At 52.2% G+C, this 25,428-nt stretch carries 23 protein-coding genes; 10 read left to right on the forward strand and 13 right to left on the reverse strand.

Annotation, left to right across the window (positions count from 1 at the left end; all coding sequences use genetic code 11):
• Nucleotides 1–26 precede the first annotated feature (26 nt).
• From METH5_RS0106165 to METH5_RS0106175, 3 genes are all read right to left on the reverse strand, one after another.
• Nucleotides 27–1,298, reverse strand: coding sequence for an MFS transporter (locus METH5_RS0106165; RefSeq protein WP_232410958.1), 1,272 nt, complete (start codon nucleotides 1,296–1,298; stop codon nucleotides 27–29).
• A gap of 281 nt (nucleotides 1,299–1,579) precedes the next feature.
• A complete protein-coding gene (ycaC, locus tag METH5_RS0106170; protein ID WP_029147682.1) occupies nucleotides 1,580–2,206 on the reverse strand; it encodes an isochorismate family cysteine hydrolase YcaC in 627 nt (208 codons plus the stop codon).
• Nucleotides 2,207–2,320: 114 nt separating this feature from the next.
• Nucleotides 2,321–3,181 (reverse strand): pirin family protein, encoded by an 861-nt coding sequence (locus tag METH5_RS0106175; RefSeq protein ID WP_029147683.1) that lies wholly within the window; start codon nucleotides 3,179–3,181, stop codon nucleotides 2,321–2,323.
• Between the two features lie 119 nt (nucleotides 3,182–3,300).
• On the opposite strand from METH5_RS0106175, the gene METH5_RS0106180 reads away from it, so the two are divergent.
• The 3 genes from METH5_RS0106180 (at nucleotide 3,301) to METH5_RS0106190 (ending at nucleotide 6,936) form a co-directional block, all read left to right on the forward strand.
• The gene (locus tag METH5_RS0106180; protein ID WP_029147684.1) at nucleotides 3,301–4,191 is read left to right on the forward strand and encodes a LysR family transcriptional regulator; all 891 of its coding nucleotides are present in this window, start codon (nucleotides 3,301–3,303) and stop codon (nucleotides 4,189–4,191) included.
• A gap of 33 nt (nucleotides 4,192–4,224) precedes the next feature.
• Nucleotides 4,225–4,803: an antibiotic biosynthesis monooxygenase gene (locus METH5_RS0106185; RefSeq protein WP_036307663.1), complete on the forward strand. Its 579-nt coding sequence runs from the start codon at nucleotides 4,225–4,227 to the stop codon at nucleotides 4,801–4,803.
• 228 nt (nucleotides 4,804–5,031) lie between these two features.
• Entirely contained in the window at nucleotides 5,032–6,936 is a 1,905-nt protein-coding gene (locus METH5_RS0106190; RefSeq protein ID WP_029147686.1) for a bifunctional diguanylate cyclase/phosphodiesterase, read from the forward strand.
• Here the strand turns inward: METH5_RS0106190 and recG are convergent.
• The 9 genes from recG to METH5_RS0106240 form a co-directional block, all read right to left on the reverse strand.
• Nucleotides 6,933–8,984 carry an ATP-dependent DNA helicase RecG gene (recG, locus tag METH5_RS0106195; RefSeq protein WP_029147687.1) on the reverse strand — a complete coding sequence of 684 codons (2,052 nt, stop codon included), beginning with the start codon at nucleotides 8,982–8,984 and terminating at the stop codon, nucleotides 6,933–6,935. The genes METH5_RS0106190 and recG overlap by 4 nt on opposite strands.
• A gap of 17 nt (nucleotides 8,985–9,001) precedes the next feature.
• Nucleotides 9,002–11,218: a bifunctional (p)ppGpp synthetase/guanosine-3',5'-bis(diphosphate) 3'-pyrophosphohydrolase gene (locus tag METH5_RS0106200; protein WP_029147688.1), complete on the reverse strand. Its 2,217-nt coding sequence runs from the start codon at nucleotides 11,216–11,218 to the stop codon at nucleotides 9,002–9,004.
• Between the two features lie 6 nt (nucleotides 11,219–11,224).
• The gene (rpoZ, locus tag METH5_RS0106205; protein WP_029147689.1) at nucleotides 11,225–11,440 is read right to left on the reverse strand and encodes a DNA-directed RNA polymerase subunit omega; all 216 of its coding nucleotides are present in this window, start codon (nucleotides 11,438–11,440) and stop codon (nucleotides 11,225–11,227) included.
• A gap of 50 nt (nucleotides 11,441–11,490) precedes the next feature.
• Nucleotides 11,491–12,102 carry a guanylate kinase gene (gmk, locus tag METH5_RS0106210; RefSeq protein ID WP_029147690.1) on the reverse strand — a complete coding sequence of 204 codons (612 nt, stop codon included), beginning with the start codon at nucleotides 12,100–12,102 and terminating at the stop codon, nucleotides 11,491–11,493.
• On the reverse strand, nucleotides 12,099–12,836 hold the full coding sequence (locus METH5_RS0106215; RefSeq protein WP_029147691.1) for a proteasome-type protease: 738 nt from the start codon (nucleotides 12,834–12,836) through the stop codon (nucleotides 12,099–12,101). The genes gmk and METH5_RS0106215 overlap by 4 nt, the downstream gene beginning before the upstream one ends.
• Before the next feature lie 55 nt (nucleotides 12,837–12,891).
• On the reverse strand, nucleotides 12,892–13,731 hold the full coding sequence (locus METH5_RS0106220) for a transglutaminase family protein (protein ID WP_029147692.1): 840 nt from the start codon (nucleotides 13,729–13,731) through the stop codon (nucleotides 12,892–12,894).
• A gap of 87 nt (nucleotides 13,732–13,818) precedes the next feature.
• Nucleotides 13,819–14,763: an alpha-E domain-containing protein gene (locus METH5_RS0106225; RefSeq protein ID WP_029147693.1), complete on the reverse strand. Its 945-nt coding sequence runs from the start codon at nucleotides 14,761–14,763 to the stop codon at nucleotides 13,819–13,821.
• Complete coding sequence (locus METH5_RS0106230; protein ID WP_029147694.1) at nucleotides 14,757–16,250, reverse strand: circularly permuted type 2 ATP-grasp protein; 1,494 nt, start codon at nucleotides 16,248–16,250, stop codon at nucleotides 14,757–14,759. The genes METH5_RS0106225 and METH5_RS0106230 overlap by 7 nt, the downstream gene beginning before the upstream one ends.
• Nucleotides 16,251–16,423: 173 nt before the next feature.
• Nucleotides 16,424–17,314 (reverse strand): YicC/YloC family endoribonuclease, encoded by an 891-nt coding sequence (locus tag METH5_RS0106240; RefSeq protein WP_036307666.1) that lies wholly within the window; start codon nucleotides 17,312–17,314, stop codon nucleotides 16,424–16,426.
• A gap of 193 nt (nucleotides 17,315–17,507) precedes the next feature.
• Here METH5_RS0106240 and METH5_RS0106245 point away from each other — a divergent pair, with 193 nt between their 5' ends.
• Genes METH5_RS0106245 through recQ form a run of 6 tightly spaced genes read left to right on the forward strand, consistent with a single transcriptional unit; the run spans nucleotide 17,508 to nucleotide 22,776 of the window.
• On the forward strand, nucleotides 17,508–18,443 hold the full coding sequence (locus METH5_RS0106245; RefSeq protein WP_029147696.1) for a serine/threonine-protein kinase: 936 nt from the start codon (nucleotides 17,508–17,510) through the stop codon (nucleotides 18,441–18,443).
• Nucleotides 18,440–19,357: a PP2C family serine/threonine-protein phosphatase gene (locus METH5_RS0106250; protein WP_029147697.1), complete on the forward strand. Its 918-nt coding sequence runs from the start codon at nucleotides 18,440–18,442 to the stop codon at nucleotides 19,355–19,357. Before METH5_RS0106245 ends, METH5_RS0106250 begins: the two co-directional genes overlap by 4 nt.
• Before the next feature lie 16 nt (nucleotides 19,358–19,373).
• Nucleotides 19,374–20,096 (forward strand): ribonuclease PH, encoded by a 723-nt coding sequence (rph, locus tag METH5_RS0106255; RefSeq protein WP_036307670.1) that lies wholly within the window; start codon nucleotides 19,374–19,376, stop codon nucleotides 20,094–20,096.
• Between the two features lie 2 nt (nucleotides 20,097–20,098).
• A complete protein-coding gene (rdgB, locus tag METH5_RS0106260) occupies nucleotides 20,099–20,719 on the forward strand; it encodes an RdgB/HAM1 family non-canonical purine NTP pyrophosphatase (protein WP_029147699.1) in 621 nt (206 codons plus the stop codon).
• Nucleotides 20,720–20,935 (forward strand): hypothetical protein, encoded by a 216-nt coding sequence (locus tag METH5_RS0106265; protein WP_029147700.1) that lies wholly within the window; start codon nucleotides 20,720–20,722, stop codon nucleotides 20,933–20,935.
• A gap of 20 nt (nucleotides 20,936–20,955) precedes the next feature.
• The gene (recQ, locus tag METH5_RS0106270; protein WP_029147701.1) at nucleotides 20,956–22,776 is read left to right on the forward strand and encodes a DNA helicase RecQ; all 1,821 of its coding nucleotides are present in this window, start codon (nucleotides 20,956–20,958) and stop codon (nucleotides 22,774–22,776) included.
• A gap of 77 nt (nucleotides 22,777–22,853) precedes the next feature.
• Here recQ and METH5_RS0106275 read toward each other — a convergent pair whose 3' ends face one another.
• On the reverse strand, nucleotides 22,854–23,480 hold the full coding sequence (locus METH5_RS0106275; protein WP_029147702.1) for a PEP-CTERM sorting domain-containing protein: 627 nt from the start codon (nucleotides 23,478–23,480) through the stop codon (nucleotides 22,854–22,856).
• A 198-nt stretch (nucleotides 23,481–23,678) separates the two neighbouring features.
• Between METH5_RS0106275 and hemW the strand changes: the two genes are divergently transcribed.
• Nucleotides 23,679–24,890 carry a radical SAM family heme chaperone HemW gene (hemW, locus tag METH5_RS0106280; protein ID WP_029147703.1) on the forward strand — a complete coding sequence of 404 codons (1,212 nt, stop codon included), beginning with the start codon at nucleotides 23,679–23,681 and terminating at the stop codon, nucleotides 24,888–24,890.
• The last annotated feature ends 538 nt before the right edge of the window (nucleotides 24,891–25,428 follow it).

Raw genomic sequence — 25,428 nt, forward strand, 5'->3', positions numbered from 1 at the left:
CATGTGAGTTAGATGAAAATTACGTTTTAGGCTGCAGATGGTTTGTGATTGCCGGGGGCAGGCTTGGGGCCGGAGAGCATTTGAATGCGCCCCGCCAGCATGATCGTGACCGAGGTCAGGCCCACTGCCAGCCAGCCAGCATGGCCATAGCCGCTGAGGCTGCCATCTGGCAATTGTGTAATGATGAGGCCACCAACCAGTGCCGCTGCGCCACATGCCAGCTCTTGGATAGCGGCATTGAGCGACATAAAAGTGCCACGTAACGGGGGATGAATGGCCGAAATAGTGATTGCCATAGCAGGAATGGCACGGCCGGTGCCTATCATGAAAAATGCTGTGCTGCACAACAACACCCAGCCAAGCGCCACCACAGGTAAATGGGTTTGCAGCAGGATAGGCAGCATTGAAAGGGTTGCGATCAGGCGGTAGGTCTGTACTTTTCCCCAGCGGTCGGCCAGGCGGCCAATCTGGCGAGCGCTTAAAAAGCTGGCCAGGCCACCCAGCATGTAGACCCATGGCATTTGCGTCATGCTCAGGCCCACATTGCCGGTTAAGTACAAGGTCAGGTAAGGGATCACGGTAAAGGTCGAAAATGCGCCCAGTGCCATAAACAGTAATCCGGTGAGGTGATTGCTGTTGGCCAGCACGGCTTGCATATTGCGCGCGGCCTGCCGCCAGTGGCGTTGCATGGCCGCTGGCTTGGGCAGGCTGGGGATATGTCGCATGGCCAATAACAAAAACAGGCCTGCGACGCTGCCGATCACCACAAATGGTGCTTGCCAGCCGATGCTGTTGGTTAAAAATAAGGAGGTGGGCACGCCGAGCACCATGGCGGCCGCTGTGCCGGACATCACCGTGCCGCTGGCTTGACCGCGCCGCTCAAACGGGATCAGGTCAGCTACCAGTGTTTGCAGCATGGCGCCCAGCACGCCACCAAATATACCTGCCAGGCCACGGGTGATCAGTAGTGTCTGGTAGTCTGGCGCCAGCGCACATGACAACGTCGCCAGTACAAACAAGCTAAATAGCACCAGCAGGATATTTTTGCGTTCAAACAGGTCGACAAAGGTGGCAGCCACCAGGCCGCTGACGGCAGCGGTTAAAGTGTAAATAGACAATAGCCAGGCAAATTGTGCGGTGTTGATATCCAGTGCGGACATCAGCGCCGGGCCAATGGGCATCATGATCACAAAGTCGAGAATGTGGGAAAACTGGATACCAGCCAGTGTGAACAGCAAGCGCTTTTCTTGCTGCGGACTGAGTGGGCTACTTGCCATAGGCGGCTGACTGCTGGTCATGATTTCTGTCTCGACGAATTGGATGGGTGATGGATGTATAAAGTCATCGCCATCACGATTTTTAATTGATGAGAATAATTCTCATTCGTGATAATGATACACCAAGCACCAATTATTATTTTTTGTTAAAACAAGAAAGATGTTTGCGCAACACCATGTTATGCAGGTATCGCGCACGAGTGTTGGGATCAGTCAGAGGTGAGAGGGGGTGGCCTGTGCAAGCCATTGTGCACATAAAAAAGGCCCGATACGGGCCTTTTTGTTGAGGTCAACCTGATGAATTACTTTGTTTGCTGGCTGTTAAATGCCGTCATTAAATTGCGATAGTCAGGAATATGGTTAGCGCACAATGCGCCCAGGCCTTCAATATCATGACGCCAGTCGCGGTGTAGCTCGCAGGCCACGCCAAACCAGGTCATCATTTGCGCTCCGGCGGCCTCCATGCGGCGCCATGCAGCATCTCGCGTCAGTTCGTTAAAGGTGCCGGAGGCATCGGCCACCACAAAAACCTCAAAACCTTCTGCAATCGCAGACAAGGCAGGGAAAGCCACGCAGACTTCAGTGACCACGCCAGCGATAATCAATTGCTTTTTACCGGTGGCTTTAATCGCTTTGACGAAGTCTTCGTTATCCCAGGCATTGATCTGACCAGGGCGGGCAATATAAGGCGCATCTGGAAACAGCGCTTTTAACTCTGGCATCAATGGGCCATTGGGGCCGCTTTCAAAGCTGGTGGTTAAAATGGTCGGCAGGTTAAAAAACTTGGCGGCATCGGCTAATGCCAGCACGTTGTTTTTAAAGCGGTCTGGTTCAATATCACGCACCAGCGATAATAAGCCCGCCTGGTGGTCTACCAGTAAAACCACTGCATTGTCACGGTCCAGGCGTACATAAGGTTTGTTGTTCATGGTGAATATCCTCTCAATGGATTTAGTCGGGTGGAGATCACGGCCGTCAGCGTAAAGTGTGAATACTGACGACCGTGTTTCCTTTTTTAAAATGTTGGACTACTTTGCAAGCCATTATGCAGTGGCAAAAAGGCCCTGGTTAAAGTCATTAATCGCCTGGTCAATTTCTTCCCAGCTGTTCATGACAAACGGGCCATGGCCCACTACCGGCTCATTCAGCGGTTCACCGTTGAGTAACAGTAACACGGTATCCTGCTGCGCCTGCAATACCAGCTCATTGCCTTCGCGCTGCATTACGGCCAGCTCGGCTGGGCGGATGGTATGCACTTCACCGGTTTTTACCGCGCCATGCAGCACAAAAATGGCGGTGGTGTGACCTTCTGGCAGCGTGAAGGTGGTGCGTGTTCCGGCATTCAGGCGTACATCCCACACATTCATCGGGCTGAAGGTATTGGCTGGGCCTTTCTGGCCAGCATATTCACCGGCAATCACGCGCACTTTGCCTGCCTCTGCTGGCAATGCGACCTCAGGAATCTGGTCGCGGGTAATGCCTTGATAGCCGGGTGCGGTCATTTTGTCCTTGGCCGGCAGGTTGACCCACAACTGGATCATTTCAAACGGGCCACCCGTGCGTGCATAGTCATCGCCGTGATATTCCTCATGAATAATGCCTTTGCCTGCAGTCATCCACTGCACTTCACCCGGGCCGATGGTGCCACCGGCGTTGGTAGAGTCGTGGTGTGAGACCTGGCCATCGTAAACAATGGTCACGGTTTCAAAGCCACGGTGCGGGTGCTGGCCAACGCCACGGCGTTGTGTGGTGGCTTCAAAGCTGGCAGGCCCGGCGTAATCCATTAACAGGAAAGGTGAAATGTCATTGGCAATGTCACGGTAAGAAAAAATGCTTTGTACCGGAAAGCCGTCACCCACCCAATGGTTGCCGTTGCTACGTTTGATAAAAGCCAGTTTTTTCATGATGATTTCCTTTCAGCGCTGTGTGCGTGTTTGCATGGTTCACACTATAAACAGATGACTTTTACAGCACTAGATGGTTAAATATAAAATTACTTTTCATTTAAATGAACAATAGCACCATGGACTTTAATGAAGCGGCAGTGTTTGTGAAAGTAGTGCAGGCGGGCAGTTTTAGTGCAGCGGCCCGTCAATTGGGTTTGCCAACCTCTACCATTAGCACGCGGGTGGCGCGGTTAGAGCAACGGCTGGGGGTGACCTTGTTACAGCGTACGACACGTCGCTTAAATCTGACAGAGGCTGGCGCCCTGTATTTTGAGCATGCTTCTACTGGCCTGGGCTATTTGCTGGAGGCTGAAGCCGCGCTGGATGAAGCGCGTCAGCAACCACAAGGGGTATTAAAGGTGACAGCACCTGCCGATTTGGGTGACGCCTTGCTGGGGGGGCTGGTGGCGCAGACGCAGCAAATCTATCCTGCTTTGTCGCTAGAGTTGATGCTGACAGAGCGTTATGTTGACCTGGTGGCAGAAGGCGTGGATGTGGCGATTCGCACTGGCGAGCTGCGTGACTCCAGCTTGATTGCCAAATCACTGGGCACCATACAGTGGGCCATGTTTGCCAGCCCGCAGTATTTGCAGTCTGCCGGGCAGGTGACAACGCCTGCAGATCTTGGCCAGCAGCAAACGGTGCAATTTACACCGATGGGGCGTCATCACTGGGATTTGCAACAAGGGACGACGTCGCTCCGGGTACCTTTGGATGGGCGTACGCTGGTGAATAGTATCGGCGTGGTGCAGGCTATGGCAGAAAACGGGCAGGGCGTTGCCTTGTTGCCTACCTTTATCTGCCAGCCTACGGTACAGGCGGGGCGCTTGCAACGGGTGTTGCCAGCATGGCGCGGGCAAGCAGATGCGGTGCATCTGGTCTACCCCAAGCAACGCTTTATGCCGCCCAAATTGCGCGCATTTATTGATTTGGCAGTGACCGAGCTCAAACCGCTGTTTGTTGCTTAGATTAGGAGCCAATTACAACAAGAAGGAGTCAATATGGTGAAAAGTGTGGCAACAGCGACGGCGTTATCAGGCGCGAGTGTGGTGATCACCCACCGCGTCAGTCCGGTGTTTCAACGCGAGTACGAAGCGTGGTTAAACGAAATTGGCCCACTGTGTCGGTCTTCTGAAGGGGTGCTTGACTGGCACATTATCCGGCCCGTGGCAGGTTACACCGACACTTATTCGGTGATGATACGCTACCAAACAGAGCAACATCTCAAACAATGGCTAGACTCGCCAGTGCGCAAGACATTAATCGCCAAGGTCAGCCACTTGCTGGTGGGGGAGGATAGTTACCAGGTGAATAGCGGCCTCGATTTTCTGTTTATGCAAGGCACGCAGTTGCCTGCCAAACCACCTGTGCGCTGGAAGCAGTTTTTACTGACGTGGTCGGCTATTTTTCCGTTGGTGAGTGTGCTGCCACTATTGGTGGTGCCGTTGCTCGATGCGGGTGGTCTCCCGCACAGCCGCGTGCTGCATACCTTTGTGGTGACGGCTGTGGTGGTCGCACTGATGGTGTACGTTGTGATGCCACGCTATACCAGGCTGGTGTGGCATTGGTTGCATGGCTGACATTTCTTTGCATATTTTCGATTAAAAACCACACTCTGTATGGTGTTTTTTCCTGAATTTGGGCGCATGATGACAAATGTAAACTAAAGTATCAACCTGCAATAACCGTTGTTAATAGACTAACAATCATATACATAGGGGATACGTGCGTTGAATACCACGGCGGAATCATCAGCATTGCACGCAGAAATTGTGGGCATGCTGTATGCAAACAATCGCAGATCACTGATGGCAGCCATCGTGGTCATGATTGCGCTTTTGCTTGTGCAACGGCACCTGATCGACCACGTCATTCTGGCATTGTGGTCTAGCATTTTTTTGGTGGCTTATGGTATCCGCGCCTACCTCACTTATCAATACGAAAAAGATCATCAACGCGAGTTGCACAGCCGCCTGTGGTTACAGTGGTTTCGCGCCAGCACCTGTTTTTGCGGGCTGGCCTGGGGCTTGGGCGGCATTTTACTGTTTCCCGAAAGCGACACCGCACATCAGGCGTTTTTGATTTTTGCCTTGGTTGGGGTGTCCGGTGCGGGCATCATTATTTATTCAGTCGATACCTTAAGTACTAACCTGTTTAGCGGCGGCATTGTGCTCTTCATGATTCCGCGCTTTTTGATTCATGGCAGTTCAGTCTCGCTGGCACTCGCCGTGTTGTTTATGGTGTATGTGTTTTATGTGACGGTGGCTGGCCGCAGCCTGGCAAACAGCCTGCGCGAAAATATCTCGTTGCGCATCGCCTCTAATCTGGATAATAAAAAAGTACATCAACTGGCTTATTACGACTTTTTGACCGGTTTGCCGAATCGCCGCCTGCTCACAGACCGCCTCAACCAGGCCTTTGCACGCTGCGTGCGCCACCAGAGCTATGGTGCCGTGTTGTGCCTGGATTTAAATAATTTTAAAGGTTTGAACGATAGCAAAGGCCATCAGGCGGGCGATGAATTATTGCAGCAAGTCGCGTTTCGCTTGCAGCAGTGTTTGCGCAAAAAAGACACCATCGCGCGCATGGGTGGCGATGAGTTTATTGCCGTGCTGGATGAGTTATCTACCGACAAGGCAGAAGCGGTTGCTGCCGCGCAAGCCACCGCTGAAAAAATGATGGCGGTATTTTCGCAACCCTTTGAGTTGCAAAACAGTAAATACCGCACGGCCCCCAGCATCGGTATTTGTATGTTTGTGGGCGATTTGTATAAAGAAGACGAAGTGTTACGGCGCGCTGATATTGCCATGTATCAGGCCAAAAAGTCCGATAACCTTAACAGTATTCAAATGTATGACGAGGCGGTGCACCCGGCGGTTGAAATGCGCGCCACACTTGAGAATGAGCTGGCATTTGCCCTGCAGGGCCAGCAGTTTTTATTGTATTACCAGGTGCAAGTGAATCATTTGCAGCAACCAACGGGCGCAGAAGTGTTGTTGCGCTGGCAGCACCCGACACTGGGCATGATTCCGCCCGACCAGTTTATTCCGATTGCCGAAGAAACCGGCGAAATTGTGTCGATTGGGCAATGGGTACTGGCGCAAGCGTGTGCGCAACTCAAACATTGGTCACAGTCTGCGCATACGGCCAAACTTAAATTGTCGGTCAATGTGAGCGCCATACAATTTAGTCAGCCAGAGTTTGTGCAGATGGTGAAAGAGACGGTGCTGGCCAGTGGCTGTGACGCGAAATGCCTGCGTTTAGAGCTGACCGAAAGCCTGATTGTAAAAAACATTGATGAGGTGATTGAAAAAATTAATGCGTTAAAAGTATTGGGCATTACTTTTTCGCTGGATGATTTTGGCATCGGCCAGTCTTCGTTATCGGTATTGAAACGTTTACCGCTAGACGAGTTAAAGATAGACCGTAGCTTTATTAAAGATATTGTTCACAACAACTACGATTCGTTTATTGTGCAAACCATCATCAATATGGCTAAAAACCTGAGCCACAGTGTGATTGCTGAAGGGGTAGAAATGCAGCAGCAAATGGTCATGTTGCAAACCATGGGCTGCCATGCTTTTCAGGGTTACCTGTTTAGCCGTCCGTTGCCGTTGCAGGAGTTTGAGGCCAGTTTGCAAGCAGCCTCAGGCGGCGCTAATGTGTCGTTAACCACACGTTCGCGCAAGGCCTTGCGCAGCCGGCTCAGCTAAACCTTGATCCACTCTTCGCCCTGGCTTAACCAGCGCTGCAAATGTGCCGACACCGCAGCCGGGTCGCGTTGCAATAGTTGATTCGCCGTAGTTTTGGCGGTTTCCAGCAGTGCCACATCTCGTTCTAAATCGGCAATTTTAAGCATGGGCACGCCACTCTGGCGCGTGCCCAGTAACTCACCCGGGCCACGAATATGTAAATCGGCCTGGGCAATCTGAAAACCATCACTGCTTTCAAAAATCACCTTTAAACGCTGTTTGCCAATCTGCGAACATTGTTGTTTGCTATAAAGCAAAATGCAGGTGCTTTTGGCCGCACCGCGGCCAACGCGGCCACGTAGCTGATGCAATTGGCTTAAACCCATGCGCTCGGCATGCTCAATCACCATTAAGCTCGCATTCGGAACATCAACGCCGACTTCAATGACGGTGGTTGCCACCAGCAGGTGAATCTCGTTGGCAGAAAATGCCTGCATTACCGCCTGTTTTTCGGCGGGTTTCATACGGCCGTGTACCAGGCCGACTTTAAGCTCTGGAAAAGCCTGTTGCATGTAAGCAAAGGTGTCGTTTGCTGTTTGCAACTGCAACACTTCTGACTCTTCAATTAACGGGCACACCCAATACGCCTGGTGGCCCTGGGCGCAGGCCTCATGTACGCGCTGCAAAATTTCTTCGCGCCTGTCGTCGGCCACCAGTTTGGTCACAATAGGCGTGCGGCCCGGTGGCAACTCGTCAATTACCGAGACATCGAGGTCGGCATAATAGCTCATGGATAAGGTGCGCGGAATCGGGGTGGCGGACATCATGAGCTGGTGTGGTTCCAGTTGACTGCTCTGGCCTTTTTTGCGTAATGCCAGCCGTTGGCCGACGCCAAAACGATGTTGCTCATCAACAATCGCCAGGCCTAACTGTTTAAATTGTACGTCATCCTGAAACAGCGCATGTGTGCCTACGGCCAGCATGGCTTCACCGCTAGCAATCAGCGATAGTGATTGCTCACGCATTTTTTTATGTTGGCTGCCGGTGAGCCAGGCCACGGTGATACCCAGTGGTTGCAGCCAGTCACAGAGCTTTTTGTAATGTTGCTCGGCCAAAATCTCGGTGGGGGCCATCATGGCCACTTGCCAGCCGCGTTCAATTAATTGCAACGCAGCCAGGCAGGCAACAATGGTTTTTCCGCTGCCTACATCGCCTTGCAGCAGGCGTTGCATCGGGTGTGGTTGCGCCAGGTCATGCTCAATTTCGGCCACTACTTTTTGTTGGGCAGCAGTGAGTGCAAATGGCAGGTTGGCCAGCAGCCGGGCCACCAGGGTTTGTGATGAGGAGATCGCCGGCGCGCGTGATTGCTTGCGGCGGGCATAATGCTGTCGCATCGACAATTGCTGTGCCAGCAGTTCATCATAGGCCAGGCGTTGCCAGGCCGGGTGCGTGCGGTCTTCTAGTGAGGCCAGTGCAACTTCTGGCTTGGGTTGATGCAGTAATTGCAGGCTGCTGGCAAAATCGGGCAACTGCATGGATTGGTATACCCAGCCGGGCAGGGTTTCTTGCAAGTGTTCTGTTTTTAACACCAGATTGACCGCCTTGCGAATCGCGGTTTGACCCAGGCCAGCGGTGGTCGGGTAGACCGGGGTCAGTGCGCTGTTGATCGGCGTGTCTTCACCGACCTTGCGCTGGGTCGGGTGTACCATCTCATAGCCGAAAAAACCGGCTCGCACCTCGCCAAACACACGCAAACGCTGGCCGGTTTGCATCACAGCCACCTGGCTAGGGTAAAAGTGCAGAAAGCGCAGGTTGATGACACCGCTATCATCCTGCAGCCTGACATTGAGCATTTTGCGCGGTTTGTAACTGACTTCGTTATGCACCACGACACCTTCAATTTGTGTCTGCTCGCCCAGGCGTAAATCGCGGATGGCGGTGATGCGGGTTTCGTCAAGATACCGCAGCGGCAAATGCAGCAACAGCGCTTGGGCAGACTGGATGCCAAGCTTCGCCAGCTGGCTGCACAAGGCAGGCGAAAAGCCTTTGATTTCGCTCAAGGGACGCATGGCAGTCTTAGGTGCGATTACTGGATACGTTGTTCCAGCTGGTTACCTTTGACCCGGTTGATGCGCACGATTTGCTGAATCTTGCGCAGGTTGCGGATCAGGGTCGCCAGGTGCACGCGGTTATGCACCTGCACCGTAAAGTTCACATTCGAGTATTGGCTGCCATCGCTGGCCTCGACACTGACATTGTCAATGTTGGCGTCCGCGTTGGAGATGGTGGCCGCAATTTTGGCCAGCATGCCGCGTTCATCGACTACCGTAATACGTAAGTTGACGCTGAATAGTTTTTTCGGGTCGGCATCCCACTCCACATCCAGCCATTTTTCCGGGTCCAGCCTGAACTTGCGAATCGCCGGACAATCGTGGGTGTGGATGACCAGGCCTTTGTCTTTATTGATAAAGCCCAGAATCGGGTCGCCAGGAATCGGGCGGCAGCAAGGCGCAAACTGTACCGCCATGCCTTCTGAGCCGCGGATAGTAATGGTATCCAGCACTTTGCCGGATTTTTCTTCAGCATCTGCAGGATGCGCCAATAGCTGATGTGCGACCATCAGGCTGTTGCGTTTGCCAAGGCCGATGTCGGTCAAAATAGTCTGGCGGGTTTTGCTGCCGTAGTCGTTCATGACTTTTTGCCACTGCTTGTCGCTAATCTCGGCCGGTTCTATATGCATCGCCCGCAAGGCGACATTGAGCATACGTTCGCCCAGCTGTGCCGACTCTTCTACCTTCACGGTTTTGAGGTAATGGCGGATATGCGAACGCGCTTTGCCAGTGACGACATAATTGAGCCAGGCCGGGTTGGGTTTTGCCAGTGGCGCCGTGATGATTTCTACATGGTCACCATTGCGCATTTCGGTACGCAGCGGTGCCAGCTCATTATTAATTTTAACGGCGACGCAGCTATTACCTACGTCTGAGTGTACCGCATAGGCAAAGTCGACCGCAGTCGAGCCACGCGGTAAGGCCATGATGTTGCCTTTAGGCGTAAACACATAGACCTCGTCCGGGAACAGATCAACTTTAAAGTTTTCTAAAAACTCGTGGCTGTCGTCACTTTCGGTTTGAATCTCGACCAGTCGTTGCAGCCACTGATGCGTTTGCTGTTGCAGCTTGGTCAGGTGTGCATCGGTAGTTTTATACAACCAATGCGCAGCCACGCCCGCATCGGCAATGTTGTGCATTTCCTGGCTACGGATTTGCACTTCAATCGGCGTGCCAAACGGGCCAAACAGTGTGGTGTGCAAAGACTGGTAGCCGTTTGCTTTAGGGATGGCAATATAGTCTTTAAAGCGGCCTGGAATAGGTTTATAGAGCGCATGCAAGGCGCCCAGTGCCAGATAGCAGGCAGCCGTATCTTTAACGATGACACGAAAACCATAAATGTCGCCAATTTGCGACAATTTCATCGATTTTTCGGCCATTTTCTTGTAAATGCTGTAAAGGTGTTTTTCGCGACCCTCTACATCATACTCAATATGGTATTGCTTTAGCTGGTTCTGAATCGCTTCGAGAATCTTGCTGATGACTTCTTTACGGTTGCCGCGCGCCAGGCGAATCGCCTTATCAATCACGCGGTGGCGGTTAGGGTAGAGATATTTGAGGCTAAGGTCTTCCAGCTCGTGGAAAATCGGGTTTAGGCCAAGCCGGTTGGCAATCGGCGCGTAAATATCCAGTGTTTCGCGCGCGATGCGTTTTTGCTTTTCTGGCCGCATGGCCTCCAGCGTTTGCATGTTGTGCAGCCGGTCGGCCAGTTTGACCAGAATCACGCGCACATCCTGGCTCATGGCCAGCAGCATTTTGCGGAAATTTTCGGCTTGCGCCTGAGTGGCCGTTTGCAGCTCAACCTTATCAAGCTTGGTCAGGCCGTCGACCAGGTCAGCTACCTGTTTGCCAAAGCGCTCGGCAATCGCCGCACTGTCTACTTCGGTATCTTCGACCACGTCATGCAGCAAGGCCGCAAGCAGGGTAGGCAAGTCGAGATGCAACTGGGCCAAAATACAGGCCACTGCGATGGGGTGGGTGATATAGGGTTCGCCGGTCTTGCGGGTTTGACCGGCATGCGCCTGCTCGGCATAGCGATACGCTTGCCAGACCAGTTGCACTTCTTCTTCGTTGAGGTACTTGCGGATCAGCTGGGTAAGGGGGGAGTCCTCACGGTCAGCCGGGAGCAAGTCCACTTCTTCCAGGGGAGACCTGGACTTGCGATGGGCAGAATCGCCTTGGCTGTGGGGCATAGCTGTTTATGCTTGGCCCTTTTTCTCTAACAGTTCTACACCGATCTTGCCGGCGGCAATTTCACGCAGTGCAATCACGGTTGGTTTGTCTTTTTGCGAGTAACCACTAACTAATGGGTCTGAGCCGTTGGCCAGTTGTCTGGCGCGATAAGCGGCCACCAATGTCAATTGAAAACGGTTTGAGATGTTGTCCAAGCAATCATCGACAGTAATACGTGCCATAAAAACCTCTTAATATTTGAGCCTGCATGCAGCGCATGCGCGCCGCTCGGTCAGGTAAGTGATTGAATCAATGACGCGTGGCAGGTTACCTGGCGGTTTAACTGCAAGCGCTGGGCGCGAACAATCGCCATCAGATCCTGCAAGGCCACGTCAAAATTATCATTAATTGTAACATAATCAAACTCATGCACGTGACGCATCTCCTCACGCGCGGCGGCCAGCCGTTGCGTAATGACCGCTTCGCTGTCCTGGCCACGATTATTCAGGCGGTGTGCCAATGCGTCAATTGAGGGCGGCAAAATAAAAATGGAGGTGACTTTGGGAAAAAGGGTACGAATCTGTTGTGCCCCTTGCCAGTCGATTTCGAGAATGACATCACGCCCGGCGGCCAAGGCATTCTCGACCTCACTTTGCGCAGTGCCATAGCGCGCACTGTGTACATGCGCGCTTTCGAGAAAGCCGCCGCTATTCAACATAGCCATAAACTCCGGCTCAGGCACAAAGTGATAGTGGATGCCATCTTCTTCACCCGGGCGCGGCGTGCGCGTGGTATGCGAGACCGATAACTTTAATAGCGGGTCTTGCGCCAGCATGGCACGTACCAGGCTGGTTTTGCCGGCACCAGAGGCGGCAGAAATTACAAATAAATGGCCATGGCTCATGAGGCACACCATTCAGGGTTAGGCAGTGAAGAAAATACGGATTTCAGCCCTTCGCTCCAGCCCTTGCGGACATGGGCGTAATACGGGTCATCTTCCGTCAGTCGTTGCCGACAATCGGCGCTAAAGGTGTCAGTGCGGTATATCATCAAATCAATCGGTAAGGCCACAGAAACATTGCTGCGGATGGTGGAGTCAAATGAAATCAGCACGCATTTTACCGCATCTGTGACATTGGTTTGATGTTTGATGACACGATCAATAATTGGCTTGCCGTATTTGGTCTCGCCAATTTGCAGGTAAGGCGTATCTGCGGTGGCCTCAATAAAATTACCGGCGGCATACACATTAAACAAGCGGGGTTTTTCGCCCTTGATTTGCCCGGTGACCAGAATGCTGGCACTAAAATCTATGTTGTGTTCTTTGAGCGCTTTGCCATCGCGCTGATGCACGGCGCGCATGGCGGCTCCCACCACGCTGGCGGCTTCAAACAGCGATTGCACATTGTGCAGGTGCGCATGTGGCTCAGGCGATTTAAGCTGTTCGCGGCACAGGTTGACCACAGACTGCGTAATGGCCAGATTGCCCGCCGTGAGCAGCACAATCATGCGTTCGCCAGGCACTTCAAATACATGCATCTTGGGCGCAATCGCTACCTGGTCAACACCTGCATTGGTGCGGGTGTCAGACGCTAACACCAAGCCTTGTTCCAGCAAAATACCGACACAATAGGTCATAACAATGAGTGGAGTAAAAGTGAATATTAAAAAGTCATCATAGCATGCGCAGCCGCTACTGCTGTTGCGCGGCCTGCGCCTGCGTTTGCAGTTGTTGCCTATGCTGTTCACGCTGTTTGTCCGTCAGACCGGTGTGCTGGTTGACGTTAACCATGCTCGCCATGCCTTCTATGCCGCCACCGATACGCGAGCCGGTGACCGGGCTGGCGCTACGGTAGTCTAGGCCTACAGCCAGCCTGACATGCGCCTCGTTGACCAAGGTACCATTTGATACATCCAGGCCCAGCCATTGATCTTGCTGCCAGACATCAACCCAGGCATGGGTTTGCATCAGATTGCCGTTTTCGGTAAACAGGTAGCCGCTGACATAGCGCGCAGGTAAGCCAAGTTGATGGCAGCAGCCAATAAACGCGTGGGCATGATCCTGACAAACGCCTTTGCCTAACCTAAAGGCCGTGGCCGCAGGCGTATCGACCTGCGTCGCCCCCGGAATGTACTGCATCTGTGCCCGCAAGGCCTGCATCATGTCTGTCAGTGGCGCACCGGCAAATGGGCGCGCAAAGGCAGCCATGGCGGTGTCCGCCTGCGTTAACGGCGTATCACGCAAATAAACCGCCATCGGCAGTGTTTGCTCTGGTGCGGTTGTCGCCACGCCGGTGTCTACCTCACCCGACACTGAGATTAACAGGGCCTGATGCGGCTGGTCGATCACCAGGGTGTGTGCCAAATTACCAAAGGCATCTTCAAATGCTGTGAGTTGTCCGTTGACCTTGATCTGCCAGTCAATCACGCGCTGCCCAAGACCGTCGCGCGGCGTCAGGCGCAACTGCTGAATGGTGTATTGCACCATCTCGCTATACACGTACTGTGTCTGATGTTCGATCTTGAGCAACATGTGCTTGTCTTTATAAAAGTAAAAAGCGCAGCGCTGCCCTCGAACAGTCTGCGCACATAAAGGTGCATGGCAATCTAGTGAGACATATCAGGCCGTGGCATTTAAAAAGTTGCGCTGGATTTCTTCACCCAGCTTGCGGTTGGCCAGAATAAACTCATCCAAAAAGTGGTGCACGCCATCTTTTACAATATCCAGCATGCGACCATAGTGCAGTTTGGCATGCATTTGCCCGGCCAGGCGTTCGGCCTCGGTTTGGCGGCTACCGGCCACCTGGCGCAGAATCGGCATGATTTCAGCGTAGCAGGCATGCAATGAGCGTGGCATGTCTTCGCGCAAAATCAGTAACTCTGAGACTTTCATCGGCTCAATCGCATCCCGGTAAACCTTTTGGTAAGCCTGAAAAGCAGAGACTGAGCGCAATACTGCGCTCCACTCGTAGTAATCCACCGCGCCATCATTGGCTTCTTGCATCGGGATTAAGAACTCATATTTCACATCAAGCAGGCGCGCGGTATTGTCAGCGCGCTCCATAAACGTGCCCAGGCGCACAAAGCTAAACGCTTCATCGCGCAACATGGTGCCAAAGCAGACGCCGCGGAACAAATGCGAGCGACTTTTGACCCATTCGCAAAACTCACTTAACCCCGTTTGCGTCAGGTCTTGTTTAATATATTGGCCAAACTCCAGCCACAAGGTGTTCATGTTTTCCCAGGTTTCGGTGGTCATGGCCACGCGTACCGCACGCGCGTTTTCACGTGCCCCGCGCAGCGAGCTGTAAATACTCGACGGATTATTGCTGTCCATCACCAGGTGTTTAATCACATTGCTGGCATTGAGTTCTTTGTAGGTGCTGTCGTAAATATCGCGAATCCCGGCAATTTCCAGCACCGTATCCCACAGCTCTTCTTCATTGCTGCTGTCAGAAGGCAGTAGCGACATGTTGTATGTCACATCCAGCACGCGTGCCACGTTTTCGGTGCGCTCAATATAACGTGCCATCCAATATAAATGCTCTGCGGTACGACTTAACATATCACGGCCTCTTGATTCACTTGTTGGGCAGCCATTTGCGACTGCGAAGTTTCTACACTGATGTCATCGCGTTCCAGTACCCAGGTATCTTTGGTGCCGCCGCCTTGTGAGGAGTTGACCACCAATGAGCCCTCTTTGAGGGCCACGCGCGACAAGCCGCCTGGCACCACGCTGACCGTTTTGCCAGACAGCACAAACGGGCGTAAATCAACATGCCGCGGCGCAATGCCTTGTTCGACCAGCGTCGGGCAGGTAGACAGTGCCAGTGTTGGTTGCGCAATATAATTAGATGGCTTGGAAACGATGCGTAACCTGAACTCTTCGATTTCCTGCTTGCTGGCAGTCGGGCCCACCAGCATGCCGTAGCCGCCGGAGCCTTGCACCTCTTTTACGACCAGCTCGGGCAGATGATCCAGCACGTAGGCTAGATCATCTTCCTTGCTGAGTTGATACGTAGGCACGTTCTGCAGGATGGGAGATTCACCCAGATAGAACTTAATCATCTCCGGCACGTAAACATACGTCGCCTTATCATCAGCTACGCCGGTGCCTACGGCGTTGGCTAACGTGACGCCACCATTGCGGTAGACGGAGAGCAGACCTGGCACGCCCAACAGGGAGTCGGGCTTGAACACCAGAGGGTCAAGGAAGTCGTCGTCGATGCGGCGGTAAATCACGTCCACCCTTTGCGGGCCTTGCGTGGTGCGCATGTAGACGGCGTTATTGCGGACAAACAAATCCTGGCCTTCCACCAGCTCGATACCCATTTGCTGGGCGAGGAAGGCATGTTCAAAGTAGGCGCTGTTATAAGCACCGGGTGAAAGTAACACCACGGTCGGGTCAGTGACACCGGTTTGTGCCACCGAGCGCAAATTATTGAGCAACACATGCGGGTAATGTTCGACCGGCGCAATCGGATATTTTTTAAATAAATCCGGGAACAGCCGCATCATCATTTTGCGGTCTTCCAGCATGTAAGACACGCCTGATGGTGTGCGCAAATTATCTTCCAGCACATAAAACTGCGATTCACTGGTGCGCACCAGGTCGATGCCTGCCACATGCGCGTAGACCTGGTTAGGCACCGTCACGCCCACCATTTCTGGCCGGTATTGCGAGTTGGTTAAAATGCTGTGCGGCACAATGCCAGCTTTGATGATTTCCTGCTCATGATAAATATCATGCAAAAACATATTGAGTGCGCGCACACGTTGTACCGCGCCTTTGGCCAAATGCGCCCATTCACTGGCTGAAATCATGCGTGGAATCACATCAAATGGAATCAGGCGCTCGGCACCATCTTCTTCACCATAGACGTTAAAGGTAATACCCACGCGGCGAAACAACACTTCAGCTTCGGCGCGCTTGGCTGCCAGCTGTTGTGTGGGTACATCACTTAACCAGCGGTTATACGCTTGGTAGATGGCCCGGACATTGCCCCCATAGCCCTGCATTTCATCAAAAAACTTTTTGGCGGATTGCGTCATGATGCTGGACCTTTGCCTTACTTGTAAAAATCAATTAAATAAGAGCAAGCCGTGTGCCAGCAATAAATACTGTTTTAAATCATATGGTTGAAGTTTTAACGGTGTTGTTACAAAAACAAAACGCACCATAGCGGTGCGTTTTTGAATCACGATTTTGGTGCAGCGCGAGCTGTTTATTCAATGTTTTGAATTTGCTCGCGCATTTGCTCTATCAGTACTTTCAGTTGCATAGAGACTTGTGTAGTTTCAATCGCGACTGATTTTGAGCCCAGTGTATTGGCTTCACGGTTCATTTCCTGCATCAAAAAGTCCAACTTTTTACCCATGGCGCCGCCAGCAGTGAGAATACGGTCCATTTCAACAATGTGTGATTGCAGGCGTGCCAATTCTTCATCTACATCAATGCGCTGTGCATACAGCACGATTTCCTGGCGCACGCGGTCGTCATCTGCCTGCATCGCTTCGCGCAGCTTGGCGGTCAGTTTTTCCTGATACTGGCTCACCAGCGCGGGCAACAGTGGTTTAACAATGCTGATTTGCTCACGCACGCCTTGCAGGCGGTCTAGCAACACTTGCTTGAGCTTTTCGCCCTCGCGCGCTCGCGCAGCAATCAACTCATCAATGCCCTGCGACAACCCGCTTTGTACACTTTGTGCCATGGCCTCGGCATCTGCCGCTTCAGTTTGCAGGACGCCTGGTAGTTTAAATACATCAACCAGGTTGATGGCTTGTGATTGTGGAAAGTGTTGTTGCAAATCTTTTAGCGTTTGTGCAATCTGCGTCACCATGGCCGGGTTGAGTGCGAGCGTGGTCGCTGCTGCGTCACTTTTGAGGCTCATCCGGCACTCAATTTTGCCGCGGCCAAGCCGGGTTTGCAGTTGCTCGCGAATCTGTGCTTCAAACTGGCGCAAGCTGTCTTCGATTTTGACATTGAGCTCCAGATAGCGATGATTAACCGCCCGTAGCTCAATCAGCAGCAAGCCGCCAGAAAACCGGGCTTCGCTCGCAGCAAAGCCGGTCATGCTTAAAATGGGTTGATTGTGAGTGGTTTTTTTTGCAGTCATTTTCGTAGTACCTTGGTGTCCTCGGGCAAACTGGGCGATTGTATCAAATGCGCTATTGATATGCGAAAATAGCACACAGACAAAAAGAAACACGCCATATTTGGCTGCTAGTACAGGGCGATTACTGCCCGTTACTGCGCCAGAATGCGGTGTTTCCCTTAATAAAAGCCATGATTGTGACGTTAAAGCGTTAGTGAAGCTCTCTAATAAATTTGATTTTGCCTTGCCGGTCGGCACTGCGCTGCATGACTACACCATTACCCGGGTGTTGAGTCTGGGCGGGTTTAGCTTCGTCTATCTGGCGCAAGACCCGCAAAAAAACACGGTTGCTATTAAAGAATATATGCCGGTGACACTGGCAGAGCGTGACGAACACACGCATATTCGCTCCAATGGCAAAAACGAAGCCGCCTACAAACATGGCATGAAGTGCTTTTTTGAAGAAGGGCTGGCGCTGGCCAATATCGAGCATAAAAATATTGTGCGCGTTAAAAACTTCTTTCGTGCCAATAACACGGTTTACATGGTGATGAAATACGAGCGCGGCAAGTCGCTGCAAGACTACATCATGGCGTTGTCGCAGCCAGTGCCCGAAAGCTTTTTGATCCGCATGTTTGTCGAGTTGCTCAATGGTTTGCGTGAGGTGCATACGCGCAAATTGCTGCATCTTGATATTAAACCGGCCAATATTTATATCCGCCTTGATGGCTCACCTGTGCTGCTGGACTTCGGATCGGCCCGCCAGGCCTTGTCGGAGGTGACGCTGGCGCCGACTTACACGCCGGGCTTCGCGCCGCCAGAGCAATATATAGACCGCAAGCACCTGGGCCCATGGAGTGATATTTACAGCATAGGCGCTAGTATGTACGCCTGCTTGCAGCGCGCTTCGCCGGTGGCGGCTAATGTACGGCTGAAAGACGATGCGCTGGTGCCTGCAACAGAGCTCGGTAAACAGATATACTCTGAAAAATTACTGACAATTATTGATGAATGCATGCAGCTGGATTATTTGTCGCGGCCGCAAAGCGTGTTCTCATTACAGAAAAAAATGATCGGCATCCGCGTGGTAGAAGATCCGCGTGGGTCGCTGGTGGATAAAATCATCAAGGTACTGACCAAACCGCTATGAAATTCACCATTGCACAAGGTAGCCGCCAGGGGCCGCGGCCATATAATCAGGACAGGCTGGCATATTCTTACCATCGACACGCCATTTTTATGGTGTTGGCCGACGGCATGGGAGGTCATCAGCATGGTGATGTCGCGGCAGAAATCGCGGTAAAAACCATGATCGAGGCCTTTCAGCGCGAATCTCAGCCTTTAATTACGCAGCCTGCGCAATTTTTGCGCGAGCAAATTGCCCAGGCACATGACGTGATTGAAAATGTGCGTTTGCAAAAGCGCTTGCTCGAGTCACCACGTACCACCATTGTGGTTGCACTGATTCAGCACAATAAATTGTTTTGTGCGCATGTGGGTGACTCTCGCTTGTATTTATATCGCAACGGCCTGGTGGAACATCAAACCGAAGACCACTCGGTGGTGCAGTCTTTGTTGCGTGAAGGCAAAATCACAGTGGATGACATAGATCATCATCCGCACCGCAATAAAATTTATAATTGCGTTGGTGGCGAACGCGCGCCCAAAGTGGAGCTGGCGGCGCCGATTGCGCTACGTGAAGGCGATGTGATTATGCTGTGCTCGGATGGCGTGTGGAACACGGTGTCAGACATTGGCATGGCACAGCATATGCTGGCCGCAGATATTAACGATGGCGTCAGCAGGTTGTTAGATGATGCGGATGCTGCAAGTATCACCGTTGGCGATAATATGAGCGCCATTGCCCTGCAGTGGGGGCAGCGTGTGACCAGCCCGCTGACCATTTCGACACTGGATTTGCCGGTTGACGTGACCACTACTATGATGAACGAAACCACGGCACCGCCCAGCCAATATGCGCTGGACCTGACCGATGACGAAATTGAAAAGGCCATTGCCGAAATACAGGAAGCGCTGGGCAGAACCCGGCAACATGTTAAATAATAGAAAGTTGTAAACCATGATCAGACCTAGCCAGCGCGCTAACGACCAATTGCGTGCCATTGAAATTATTCGCCATTACACCAAGCACGCCGAAGGCTCTGTGCTAGTAAAGTTTGGTGATACGCATGTGCTGTGTACTGCCAGCGTAGAAGAAAAAGTGCCTGGATTTTTAAAGGGCAAAGGCCAGGGCTGGGTCACGGCTGAATACGGCATGCTGCCACGATCCACAGGCTCTCGCATGGACCGTGAAGCGGCGCGCGGCAAACAGACTGGCCGCACACAAGAAATTCAGCGCCTGATTGGCCGCAGCCTGCGCGCGGTGATTGACCTGCAAAAACTGGGCGAGCGCACCATCCATTTTGACTGTGACGTGATCCAGGCCGATGGCGGCACCCGCACCGCCAGCATTACCGGCGCCTATGTGGCCATGGTTGATGCTGTATCGACCTTGCTGCAAAAAGGCCTGCTGACGGAGACCCCGATCAAGGACTCTGTGGGTGCGATTTCGGTGGGCGTCTACCAAAGCACGCCTGTACTCGATTTGGATTACATCGAAGACTCAGATTGCGATACTGATATGAACGTGGTGATGACTGGCAATGGCGGCTTTGTTGAAATTCAGGGTACGGCCGAAGGTGAGCCGTTTAGCCGCGACAGCATGAACCAGATGCTGGATTTAGCTGCCAAAGGCATTGTTGAGTTATCCAAACTGCAGCAACAGGCATTGGCACAAGGCTAAACATGGCGTTGCCGTTGAATAAACTGGTGATTGCCTCTGGCAATAAAGGCAAAATCCGCGAAATTGCGCATGTGCTGGCGCCGCTTAATATCGAGGTCATCTCGCAAGCCGAATTTAGTGTGCCGGAGTGCCCCGAGCCCTACGGCACCTTTATTGAAAACGCCCTGGCCAAAGCGCGCCATGCCAGCCAGCATACTGGTTTGCCGGCACTGGCTGATGATTCAGGTTTATGTGTGCATGCTTTGCAAGGTGCGCCGGGCGTGCTTTCGGCACGTTATGCCGGGCCGCAACCAGCCAACAGCCTGCTCACGCAAGATGAACGTAACAACGATAAATTACTCACAGTAATGTCACGTGAGAGTGACCGCCGTGCCTATTTTTATAGCGTGCTGGTTTTGGTGCGTTCACCGCAAGACCCGCAGCCCATGATTGCCGATGGCGCATGGCAAGGTGAAATTTTGCGCGAGTTTCGCGGCAGTGACGGTTTTGGCTACGACCCGCTGTTTATGGATCTGGCAACGCGCAAAACCGTGGCCGAATTGCCACTAGAAGTAAAAAGCAAAATGAGCCATCGCGGGCTAGCGCTGGTAAAATTGCTGCAAGCGTTAGAGATGAGTAAATAGATGACAAATGAGTGGCCAAAATGGGTGCGTGACGATGGTTCGGTGGTTTCCTGCACCGAAAAGGTCAAAGTCATGTCCGAAAATTTTGATGAACTCAAACAGATCGCGCAGGATGCCCTTGAAGATGGCTTGCTGATGGAAGTCAGCGAAGCGCAGATGCGCCAAGCGCTGCACGCACTCGTCGATACCTTATTCAATCCATACAACAAACCCTAGGCTAGTCAGGCTCTTCAAGCATGGCTAGTGCCTCGCCCCAACACATCCTTCAAGACGTCTTCGGTTATTCGCAGTTTCGTCACCAGCAGCAAGCCATCGTCGAGCATGTGATTGGCGGGCAAGATGCGCTGGTGCTGATGCCCACCGGTGGCGGCAAATCGTTGTGCTACCAGATACCGGCACTGGCACGGGAAGGCCTGGCCATTGTCGTTTCGCCTTTAATCGCCCTCATGCAAGACCAGGTTGAAGCTTTGCAACAACTAGGCGTCAATGCCGCCTTTTTAAACTCCAGTTTAAGCGCAGAAGACAACAGCCGCATCACACGCCAGGTGGTTAGCGGCGAAATCAAGCTACTATACGTCGCCCCCGAGCGGCTCATGGTTAGCAGTTTTTTAAGCCTGCTCGATGAAGTGCAGCAACATGTTGGCCTGGCCCTGTTTGCCATCGACGAGGCGCATTGCGTCTCGCAATGGGGACATGATTTCAGGCCTGAATACCGCCAGCTCACCGTGCTGCATGAGCGTTTTCCTGACGTGCCACGTATCGCGCTCACGGCCACGGCGGATGCGCCGACGCGGGCCGAAATTGTCAGTCAGCTTAACCTCGAAAACGCTGCCCAGTTTGTCTCCAGCTTCGACCGGCCAAACATTCGTTACCACGTCGGCATTAAACAGAACGGTCGTCAGCAATTACTCACTTTTCTTGAGCGTGAGCACGCCAACGATGCTGGCATTATCTATTGCCTGTCGCGCAAAAAAGTCGAAGATACCGCGGCCTGGCTGGTTGAAAAAGGTTGGTCGGCCTTGCCTTACCATGCAGGGTTGCCAGCGCAATTACGCGAGCATCACCAGCGGCGCTTTCTGCGTGAAGAGGGTATCGTCATGGTCGCGACCATTGCATTTGGCATGGGCATAGACAAACCCAACGTGCGTTTTGTCGCTCACTTAGACTTACCAAAAAGCATGGAAGGCTATTACCAGGAGACGGGTAGAGCCGGGCGTGATGGCCAGCCAGCCAATGCCTGGATGGTCTACGGCATGGGCGATGTCGTCTCCATGCGGCAAATGCTAGACGGCGGTGAGGCCTCCGCTGAACGCAAACGCCTAGAGCGCTTAAAACTAGATGCCTTGCTCGGCTACTGCGAATCCACTGCTTGCCGCCACCAAACCATCTTGCGCTACTTTGGCGAAAGTCATCCAGGCGCCTGCGAGCAATGCGATAATTGCCTGCACCCGGTGGAAACCTGGCAAGCCACCCAAGTCGCACAAATGGCACTTTCCTGCGTATTTCGTACTGGTCAACGATTCGGCGTCGGCCATTTAATAGATGTACTCACTGGCAAAGGCACCCCGCAAGTTGAGCGCTTTGGCCACGACAAAGTCAGCACCTTTGGCATTGGTAAAACCCTCAATCAAGCACAATGGAGCGGTGTGTATCGCCAATTGATCGCCGCTGGCATGCTCGAAGCCGACATGGCCGCATATGGCGGCTTAAAACTCACCGAAGCTGCAAGGCCAGTGCTCAAAGGTGAGCAAGAAGTCTGGCTACGTCGCGACGCTGAACCAGAAAAGCGCATGAGCAAAGCCGAACGCAGCGCCCGTGCCAAAGAAGCGTTTGAGGGTGCTAATGATGATCCGCTCTGGCAAGCACTGAAAGCCAAACGACTGGAACTGGCAAGAGAGCAGGGCGTACCACCGTATGTGATTTTTCACGATAGTACACTGTTGGAAATTCATAACCGCAAACCTCAAACCCTGGATGCAATGGGGCAGATTAGCGGCATCGGGCAAGCAAAACTGCAGAAATATGGGGATGCGTTTTTGCAGGTGTTGGAAGAGTGATCGGTGTGATCGCGATGTATTAAGGGCGCACCTGAATGGCTGCGCCCTCAGTATTCTGCCCTTAGGTGCTCAAAAGCTTAGCTTTTCTTTTGTCTTGCAAATAGCCCAAAACATGCGAGCCCTGCCAAAAATAAAGCGTAGCTTTCTGGTTCAGGGACTGTTGCAGCAATAAATTGGGCAGAAGTGATACCGTATTGCCATGTACCACCATACAGAGGCATAGGTGCGGCGTTGTAACCGATATCTGTCGCAATATTAGTTCCTGTTGTCGATGAGTTTAATGTAGCTGTCCAGACATAGGTATCAAACAAGCCATTAAAATTAATGGAGGCAAGCGGCCCCATGTGTATTGAACTGGTGCTTTCGTTTAAGCTAGATCCGTTACCCACTTCTGTGCCTTGTTGCAAAAAGCGCCAGGAATAGTCTGAATAGCGCACTCCGCCATCAACCGAATCTAACCCTAGAATTGCAAACATAGAGTCACCCATGCTGGCAGAAAAAACATTCCCTGCCGAGGTTGTGAGTGTAAAAGTGACGCTATCACCTATATTGATATTAGAGCCAAAATCGCCGGATACAGCTTGAAACTGGTTAGAGGCCAGTGCCTCGTAATTGAAGCTATAACTTGCTGCATATGCGCCTGTGGTGATTAAGGATAATGCGAGCGCCGCTGATAGTTTTAAAACGCTAAACCTGATACTCATAATTCCCTCCTGATGGTCTTTTAATAATCGTGTTGCCAACTTCTTTTATAAATATTGAGAATTTTGACAAGGGTATTAAGTTAATTCATTTTAAAAAGTTTCGTCAATAGTCAATTTGGGTGATTATGAACCTCATGATGTGGTTGGCTTGACGTGATCCTCAATCTTTCAAGTCTTCTTTGCGAGTAAAATGTCGGCATGATCCCGATTTATCCCGCCAATAGTCTCAAAGACGCGCCCTTACAAGGTGAAATCACATTAAGTGGCCTCACCAATCCGCCGCCGCTTTCGCTATATATCCATATTCCCTGGTGCGTGCGCAAATGTCCATATTGTGACTTTAACTCGCATGAGTCGCGGCAGGAGATTCCAGAGGCGGCGTATGTGGATGCACTGATTGCTGACTTGGAACAAGCCACGCCGCTGGTGTGGGGGCGCAAAATTCGCAGTATTTTCTTTGGCGGCGGCACGCCGAGCATTTTTTCAGCTGAAGCGATTGATAAAATTCTGAGCCATGTGCGCATGCTGACGCCGTTAGAATATGGTGCGGAGGTAACGCTTGAGGCTAACCCTGGCACGGTAGATGTCGCCAACTTTAAGGGTTACCGCGATGCAGGCGTGAACAGGGTTTCACTGGGTATTCAGAGTTTTCAGCCAAATTATCTAAAAGCCCTGGGGCGTATTCATGACCGTGAGCAGGCGTTTGCTGCGGCTGAATTGGCGTTGAATACCTTTGATAAGGTGAATCTGGATGTGATGTATGCATTGCCGGAGCAAACGCTGGAAGACGCATTGAAAGATGCCGAAACTGCCTGCCAGATTAAACCGGCGCATTTGTCGTTTTATCACCTGACGCTGGAACCCAACACGCCATTTCACCGCACGCCACCGAGTTTGCCGGATGACGATACCAGCGCCACCATGCAGGAAGAAATCGAAAAGGTGCTCGGCAGCCATGGCTACCAGCACTATGAAACCTCAGGCTTTGCCCAGCCGGGCCAGCAGTGTGTGCATAACCTCAATTACTGGACGTTTGGCGATTATTTGGGCATTGGTGCTGGCGCACATTCTAAATTGAGCTTTCACGACAAGATTATTCGCCAGAGTCGGCATAAGCACCCGAAGCGCTACTTGGAAGCTGCACCACAAGGGCAGGCGGTGGATAGCGAGTGGGTGATTGGCCGTGAAGATTTGGCGTTTGAATTTATGATGAATGCGTTGCGCTTGGTGAATGGTGTGGAGGCTGAGTTATTTCAGCAGCGTACGGGATTGCCATTACGCGCTATTCAGGCACAGTTGCTGGAAGCGCAACAAAAGGGATTGTTGCAGCAGGAGGGGGGCGTGATTGCACCGACGTTGCAGGGGCAGCGGTTTTTGAATGAGTTATTGGGGATGTTTTTGCCGGAATAGGGGTGAGCTCTTCTTTTGTTGTCATTCTGGCGTGGTGTGATTGCAATAAAAGGTTGTTCTTTAATTGGTAGTCGTAGGGTGAGTATTGATGTCCACGCGGTTGTGGTTGTTTGTGATGTTTCTTTTCGCTTTTACAGCGAGTTACTTTTCTTTGCTTGCCCAAAGAACAAGTAACCAAAAGAAATGCACCCTAGCTTCCGCTTATTTCCTGCGTTGCTCTCCAAAACAAGCGGTCACGAAACTCGACCTGGCAGCTCACAAAATACGTGAGCTGCTGCGGGACTCGAACAGTCGCTCCCTTTTTCCTTGTTTTGGCTGCGCTACTCGGCGCGGCAGATAGGGGCCCATAAAACCACACGCTTGCCCTTTGGTGAGATTCTTTGCATTGCCTACCGCGCCGATTATCGAGAAAAACCCAATGATTGGGAGTTTCAGCTTTGAAGTACAAAATTATCTAGCGCCCTGAATTTAACAGGCTCTACTGAATTCCCAGCGTGGTGGGGTTAACGGGCCCCTATCTGACGCGCCGAGTAGCGCA

Origin of the sequence: Methylophilus sp. 5 (assembly GCF_000515275.1) — a bacterium.
Taxonomy (GTDB): Bacteria; Pseudomonadota; Gammaproteobacteria; order Burkholderiales; family Methylophilaceae; genus Methylophilus.